Source organism: Tabrizicola sp., assembly GCF_031377265.1.
Taxonomy (GTDB): Bacteria; Pseudomonadota; Alphaproteobacteria; order Rhodobacterales; family Rhodobacteraceae; genus JAUYQR01.
Genome location: NZ_JANMET010000010.1, coordinates 1 through 5795 on the forward strand (window position 1 = coordinate 1; position 5795 = coordinate 5795).

Sequence of the window (5795 nt, forward strand, 5' to 3'; positions counted from 1 at the left end):
CGGCAAAGACCTCGGCCGCGACGCGCAGACCTTCGGCTACCATCACGTCCAATCCGGCCGATCCGGCCAGACACAGGCTGGTCAATGTGGGGTCGACCGCCCGGATCGCGCGTGCAATCGCACCGGCGACGCCAGTGTCCACTGCCGCCAGATTGTACAACGCCCCATGCGCCTTGACATAGGTCACCCGGTGGCCGACCAAAGCCGCCATCCCGCAAGCAGCGCCGATTTGATAGGCGACCAGCCGCTCGACTTCGGCCAGGGTATGGGGCACCACGATCCGGCCGAAATTGGCCCGGTCACCGTAGCCGGGATGCCCGCCGACTGCCACGCCAGCGGCCACTGCTGCCGTGAAAGTCGCGGCCATCTGGTCTGGCCCGCCCGCGTGAAATCCGCAGGCAACATTGGCGGAACTGACCAACCCCAACATCGCCGCATCATCGCCGATACCTTCGCCAAGGTCGGCATTCAGGTCGATGGTACGAGGGTCATCGCTGGCTGACATAGGCTGTGCCTGGCTGTTCTGGCGTGGCAATTCGGATAGACTTTCGACTGCCAACCCCTTAAGTATGGCTTAACTATGGAAGTCCTACAATCGATTGGCAAGCGCCGTTTTCTGCAGCCAATAGCCGCTTTCCCTTTAGGTGCCCAATGTCAGACTGGCCCAAAGTTTCCGAACCAAAGGATGCGGCTATCCGTCGCTCTGTGGCTCCGGTCGTGACCTATTCGGTGGACAGGCTGCCGCCGGTTGACGCCGCGTTCTATGCCAAAGCAAGGAACGGCATGACCCTGATGGATTCGGTGCTGGTACCGCACCGCGACGGCCGCGCTTTCCGCGTTCCAAAGGGACATTTCTTTCGCATCGTCAGCGTGGATGGCCCGCAGGTTGGCGATCTGAACCTGTGGAACGCCGAAAACCCGGCAGAGCGGTTCTTCAGTGGCAAGACGCGCGCCTTGCACGCCACACATGTTACGACCGGCAACCGACTTTGGTCGACAATGCCTTTCCTGCGGCCAATGGCGACGATCACCGCTGATACGCTGGGCTGGTACGGGTTTGACGCTGACGGCGCCGGCGTGCACGACGTGATCGGCACGCGCTGTGATCCCTACACCAACCGGCTGCTTGCGGGCGATGACTACCACTATTGCTGCCATTCGAACCTGTCACGCGCCTTTGCGGCGGTGTCAGGCCTGCCTGTGGCCGAGGCCGAGATGCACGTGCATGATGTGCTGAACGTGTTCATGGCAACCGGCTTTACCCGCGACACGCACCAGTATTTCATGAAGGCCAGCCCCGTCCGTCCTGGCGATTACATCGAATTCTTTGCCGAGATCGACCTGACCTGCGCGCTGTCGGCCTGCCCTGGTGGCGATTGCGGTTCAAGTCATTAAAGCGGCAACCAACCCTGCTATCCGCTGCTGGTGGAAGTCTACTCCCCTGCAGCAGGCAGCCTCGATGGCTGGTCCAGCCCAATACCGAACAGCTATTCTCGGACCCACGGGCTTTAGCCTCCCATACGGCACCGCCGGGCGAACCATTCGGCAAAGGTGGCGGTTGCGGGCGACACGTCTGGGCCCCGGGTCATCGCGTAAATCCGGTCATCTTCGATCTCGACATCTGACAAGACCACAAGTTCACCTCGCGCAATCTGCTGGCTAAACAGGCCCACCGGGGCCAGCGCAACACCTTGCCCCGCCAACAGCGCCGAGGAAAGCTGGCTCATGTCCTGAAAGACCCTGCCCTGCAGCGGCGCTTCGTCAGAAAACCCCGCCCTTGCAAACCAGGCAGCCCACGCGTTGCTGTCTTCTTCATGCAGCAGGTCAGCTGCGTAAAGCCCGGACAGCGACCGCAGTTCCGGAACCGTCAGTGCCAAAAGCGCACTGGCAAGCGGTCGCATGCCGCGTGAAAACAGGGGAACCCTTTGCGCCCCTTCTGGTCCGGTTCGGGACATTGAGATCAACACATCCATCTTTCCTTGATCGAAGGCTTGCAGCACATCAGCGTGCAGCAACCGGACATTGATTGCCGGATAAAGCAGCTTGAAGGCTGAAAGGTGCGGGATCAGCCAGTGCATCGCTACCCACGGGATACAGGCGACGTTCAGATCGATGCTGGACTGGTCGCGTCGCAACCTGCCCGCCGCACGCCCAATCAGCCTTAGGCCAGCGGCGACCGCCTCCTGCAACTCCGCTCCGTCGGGGCTAAGCCGCACTCCCCGGCCCTCGCGCAGGAACAGTTTTCGGCCAAGCCAGGTCTCCAGTTGTCCGACCTGCTGACTGACGGCTGACTGTGACATGCCAAGCTCACGGCTGGCCGCAGAAAAGCTTGCCTCGCGGGCAGAGACCTCAAAGGTGCGCAAAAGATGAAGCGGTGGCAGATCCATCCATAAGTGATACTTCATTATTGGCGCACCGGCAATCTGGCGCATCATTCTGCACACTGGCCAGTGGCGGAGCTGTCAGGCCCGAAACCTGCAAACCGTTCGGCGTCAGTCTATTCCACGAGCCCGCGTAGCACCCGCCTTGCGGCAAGGGTGACTGGCGCTTCGGTTTCCTTCAAGATCGCCAGACGGTCAAAGCGCTGAGGATCCGAATTGACCGCCTGCCGCAGCGCCGCGCCGAAAGCCATCCTCAGTTCAGTACCGATGTTGAACTTGCAAACGGAAGTATGGCGCGCAAGGTGCAGCCGCATCGCCGCGGGCACACCGGACCCGCCATGGATTACCAAAGGCGTGTCGCAGACAGCCATGATCCCCGCCACGGCAGTCAGATCGATGCTCGCCAATGCTGCCTGTTGAAGATGCACGTTTCCTACCGAAACGGCCATCGCGTCCACTGCGGTCTCGGTTGCAAAACGCGCGGCATCGGCAGGGTCGGTGCGCGCCGATGCCTCGCCCGCCGCATAACCGACAAAGCCGATCTCACCCTCGCACGACACCCCAGCCGCATGCGCCAACGCGACGATCCGCGCCGTCTGGGCGATGTTTTCTGCCAGCGGCAGGCGCGATCCGTCGAACATGACCGAGGTAAAACCGCAGTCGATCGCCTGCTGGCACTCAGCCAGCGATGTTCCGTGATCCAGATGCGCCACGACAGGAACCCCGGCCCCTTCGGCCAGCACCCGAAACATCGCGCCCAGAACCGGTAACGGCGTATGCGCCCGACACCCCGGCCCGGCCTGCAGGATCACCGGCAACCCTTCTGCCTCGGCGGCGGCAACATAGGCGCGGGCATCCTCCCAACCCAGCACAACCAGCCCTGCGACGGCATAGCCCCCCTTCAGGGCCGGCTGCAGCACCTGTGCCAGCGTCGCCAGTGTCATTTGAACTTGGCCACCATTTCCTTGATCCCGGGGATGGTTTCGATCTGATAGGCATGCGTCGGCTGGAAATACTGCACCAACGACCGTTGGCTCAGGCCACCAAGGATGGTGAAATAGTACATCTCATATCCCGGCAGGGCGACGCAGGGGTGATAGCCCTTGTCGAGACAGATCGTGGAGCCGTCGACGATGTGATAGGCATCGCCCGGCAGATTGTCTTCGCGCTGCAGCATCTGCAGGCCGGAACCGTGGCTGGGGCGAAAGCGGAAGTTGTAGGTCTCGTCATGCCGCGTCTCAAGCGGCACGCGGTCAGTGTCGTGCTTGTGGCTGGGAAATCCAGACCAGCCGCCCTGACCCACGGTGAACAATTCGCTGACCAGCAAGCGCCCGACGCGGCCATGGTACTTCGTACCGAAGATGTGTTTGATCTTGCGATGGGTCTTGGTCTCGTCCGAACCGTACTGGATCATGTCCAGATCGGCAGCGCGCACATCAAATGGCTCCAAGACCGTATCGAACCGCGCACCGGCCACGAACACTTCGGCAGTGTCGGACAGACAAACCATCAGTACCCTGGCCCCAACCGGCGCATATACGCCCTCCGGCTCGCCATCCCAAACATCGACGCCACGATTGCCAAGGGCAGGAAAGGCCACCCCTTCCACGTCGATATCCACTGTGCCGGTGGCGGGCACGATTGCGGTTTCATAGCCGGGCACCCGGTATTCAAACGCCTGACCCTTGGTCAGCTTGACGATGTTGAAATAGTTGAGCGGGACCAGCGGGTCATCCACATCCACGATGGGCCGGTTGGCATTGTCAAATGGGGCGATGTGCATGAAGCCTCCTAGGCGGCGGGGTGGGTGGGGCCGGGATGGGCGGCCAGAAACGCGGACAGTTCTACCGGCGTTGGCATGGCTGGCGCGCAGCCAACCCTGGCCACCACGATCGACGCGCAGGCAGAGCCGCGCAGCACGGCTTCGGATACCGGTCGGCCCTCGGCCAATCCGGCGAGAAAGCCGCCCAGAAACGCATCGCCCGCCCCGGTCGGCTTCAACGCGTCAACCGGGTAGATGCCGGTGCGCACCTCCTGCCCATTGGCAAAGGTCACCGCCCCAGCCTCGCCCATCTTGTAAACGATGATCTTGGAACTGCTGGCCGCAAGGTCGCGCGCCATGGCAAGACCACGTTCGTGCCCGCCCGCCATCAGGCCAAACTCCACGTCATTGCCGACAATGATCGCCGACTGGGATGCCGCGCGCGCATAGGCCCGCATTGCGGCATATGGCGAAGGCCAGCTGTAGGGCCGGTAATCGATGTCAAAGACCACGGGAAGCCCCGCTGCCTGCGCCAGATCCAACGCGCGGAAGGTGGCCGATTGCGACGGTTCTGCCGCCAGCGCAGTGCCCGTTGTCACCAGCGCCCCGTAAGCCGGGTAATCGACGGCATCGACATCTGCGACCGTCATCTCGAAATCAGCGGCGCGGTTGCGGTAGATCACTGACTGGGTATCTTCCAGCCGGGTTTCGACCACTGACAGTGAATTGCGCGCCTCGCCTCCCACAGTGCGGACATGGCCCGCACCAATGCCATAGCTTGCCAGCGCGTTGCGGCAGAAACGGCCAACTGCATCGTCAGACACGCAGGTGACCAGATCGGCCTGCCCGCCATGACGCACGATTGCCGCCGCGATATTGGCGGCCGATCCACCCATGCTGGCGGTGAACCGGGTGGCCTCTTCGGTGCGGGTGCCCGGTGGATCGGCGTATAGGTCCATGCCCACCCGACCCAGTACCACAAAGCGGTTGCGCGACACGCGATCCAAATCGGTCATCACAGGCCCGGACGCTGCTTGGCGCGGCCTGCCTCGATCTCGGCATGCTTTTCGCGGACGCGGGGCGAGTTGGAGACTTCGGGCGTGCCAACTTCCCACCAGGTGTGGCCCTGAGTGGTCCAACCCTCATAGGGATCAACCTTCATCACGATCACATATGTTCGGTCGCTGGCCTTTGCGCGCGCAAACGCCGCCGCCAGATCGCCCGGCGCGGCCACGGTTTCGCTGGCCGCCCCCATCGCCGCCGCATGGGTCGCGAAATCAACTGCAAAGGGCGTAGTCACGGTCGGGCTGTCGGCAATCAGGTTGTTGAAGCTTTCGTTGCCGGTGTTGTTCTGCAACTTGTTAATGACTGCAAAGCCACCGTTGTCCAGCACCAGCACGATCAGCTTTTTCCCTGTTAGAACAGATGAGTAGATGTCAGAGTTCATCAAAAGATAGGACCCGTCGCCGCAGAAAACGATGGTGTCGCGGTCAGGCTCCACCTCTGATTGTGCGATCCGCGCGCCCCAGCCCCCGGCAATCTCGTAGCCCATGCAGGAAAACCCGAACTCCACATCCACCGTGCCCAGGCCAAGGGTGCGCCAGTTGGCCGTCACCTCGGCGGGCAGACCGCCTGCCGCAGCCACCACCCGG

At 62.3% G+C, this 5795-nt stretch carries 6 protein-coding genes and 1 pseudogene; 1 reads left to right on the forward strand and 6 read right to left on the reverse strand.

Annotated features, from left to right (window positions below; translation table 11 throughout):
• Positions 1-505: LamB/YcsF family protein (locus RMO18_RS00710; RefSeq protein ID WP_309663319.1), on the reverse strand; the 505-nt coding region annotated here is incomplete at its 3' end.
• 146 nt (positions 506-651) lie between these two features.
• On the opposite strand from RMO18_RS00710, the pseudogene RMO18_RS00715 reads away from it, so the two are divergent.
• Positions 652-1512 (forward strand): annotated as a pseudogene (locus RMO18_RS00715) (urea carboxylase-associated family protein).
• Here RMO18_RS00715 and RMO18_RS00720 read toward each other — a convergent pair.
• The 5 genes from RMO18_RS00720 to RMO18_RS00740 form a co-directional block, all read right to left on the reverse strand.
• On the reverse strand, positions 1509-2387 hold the full coding sequence (locus tag RMO18_RS00720) for a LysR substrate-binding domain-containing protein (RefSeq protein WP_309663320.1): 879 nt from the start codon (positions 2385-2387) through the stop codon (positions 1509-1511). The pseudogene RMO18_RS00715 and the gene RMO18_RS00720 sit on opposite strands and share 4 nt — an antisense overlap.
• A gap of 110 nt (positions 2388-2497) precedes the next feature.
• Positions 2498-3325: a class II fructose-bisphosphate aldolase gene (locus tag RMO18_RS00725; RefSeq protein WP_309663321.1), complete on the reverse strand. Its 828-nt coding sequence runs from the start codon at positions 3323-3325 to the stop codon at positions 2498-2500.
• Positions 3322-4164 carry a 5-deoxy-glucuronate isomerase gene (locus RMO18_RS00730; RefSeq protein ID WP_309663322.1) on the reverse strand — a complete coding sequence of 281 codons (843 nt, stop codon included), beginning with the start codon at positions 4162-4164 and terminating at the stop codon, positions 3322-3324. Before RMO18_RS00730 ends, RMO18_RS00725 begins: the two co-directional genes overlap by 4 nt.
• A gap of 8 nt (positions 4165-4172) precedes the next feature.
• On the reverse strand, positions 4173-5159 hold the full coding sequence (iolC, locus tag RMO18_RS00735) for a 5-dehydro-2-deoxygluconokinase (protein WP_309663323.1): 987 nt from the start codon (positions 5157-5159) through the stop codon (positions 4173-4175).
• On the reverse strand, positions 5159-5795 hold a 637-nt coding region (locus RMO18_RS00740), incomplete at its 5' end, for a thiamine pyrophosphate-dependent enzyme (protein ID WP_309663324.1). The genes RMO18_RS00740 and iolC, both read right to left, overlap by 1 nt.

Coding starts and splice junctions, on each gene's coding strand:
- RMO18_RS00725 (WP_309663321.1), bottom strand. CDS start 3,325: ATGACACTGGCGACGCTGGCACAGGTGCTGCAGCCGGCCCTGAAGGGG.
- RMO18_RS00720 (WP_309663320.1), bottom strand. CDS start 2,387: ATGGATCTGCCACCGCTTCATCTTTTGCGCACCTTTGAGGTCTCTGCC.
- iolC (WP_309663323.1), bottom strand. CDS start 5,159: ATGACCGATTTGGATCGCGTGTCGCGCAACCGCTTTGTGGTACTGGGT.
- RMO18_RS00730 (WP_309663322.1), bottom strand. CDS start 4,164: ATGCACATCGCCCCATTTGACAATGCCAACCGGCCCATCGTGGATGTG.